The organism is Vibrio sp. 2134-1, assembly GCF_033339495.1.
Genome location: NZ_JAWOUS010000321.1, coordinates 1 through 775, shown reverse-complemented (window position 1 = coordinate 775; position 775 = coordinate 1). Strand labels below are relative to the sequence as shown.

1 protein-coding gene and 1 pseudogene are annotated in these 775 nt (G+C 42.8%); one reads left to right on the top strand and one right to left on the bottom strand.

Features of this window, described 5'->3' with window-relative positions; genetic code table 11:
- The first annotated feature begins 47 nt into the window (after nt 1-47).
- On the top strand, nt 48-476 hold the full coding sequence (locus tag R7R78_RS25735) for a globin (protein ID WP_140058633.1): 429 nt from the start codon (nt 48-50) through the stop codon (nt 474-476).
- Nucleotides 477-603: 127 nt separating this feature from the next.
- Here the strand turns inward: R7R78_RS25735 and R7R78_RS25730 are convergent.
- Nucleotides 604-775, bottom strand: a pseudogene (locus R7R78_RS25730) (slipin family protein); the annotation flags it as partial.

Sequence of the window (775 nt, the reverse complement as noted above, 5' to 3'; positions counted from 1 at the left end):
ACACTCATAAAATATGAGTTGTACTCTGGTTTTCGTTTGGAGTGGTCATGAATGTGATTGAGGTTTTCAACGACAGTTACGAGCGTTGTGTTCTCAGTGAGTACTTTTTCGAGCGGTTTTATGCCAAGTTTTGGTCGAAAGGAGAGAGCTTTCGGCAGAAATTTGAAGGCGTAGATATGCAAAAGCAAGTTCGTATGCTCAAAGGTTCGATCGTCTTTTTTATGATGACAGACACGTCTTCTGATGCGCGAAAAATGATGGAAAAGTATGGCAAAAAGCACGGTATCGGTAACATTGGTATCAAACCCGAAGACATTGATATTTGGTTTGAAAGCTTATTGGAAACAGTACAAGAGTGTGATTATGAGTACAACTCCGACGTTGAAAAGGCATGGCGCGCTTGTTTTAAATCGGGTCTGGAAATCATGAAACGCGAATGTGGTACGCCGCCAAGTAAATCCGACACGGGTCAGTGATCGAAAGGTTTGTGATATCTAATATGAAGAAGCGGCCTTACTGTTTACACCAAACTCAACGAGACCAAACTAAGTCCGCTCAAGTTAAACCAAAGCCGCTTCCGCCCTTATTTGAAAATTAATGTGGCTATTCTTCTTTATCCTGCCCCTGATTCTTTTTAACGGCGTTGGCAATGTCCGTCACCGCTTCGACCAAATTAATTGGCATTGGGAAGATGATGGTTGAGGTTTTGTCCGTCGTAATTTCGGTTAAGGTCTGCATATAGCGTAATTGCAGCGCGTTTGGCGCTTCGTTTAGC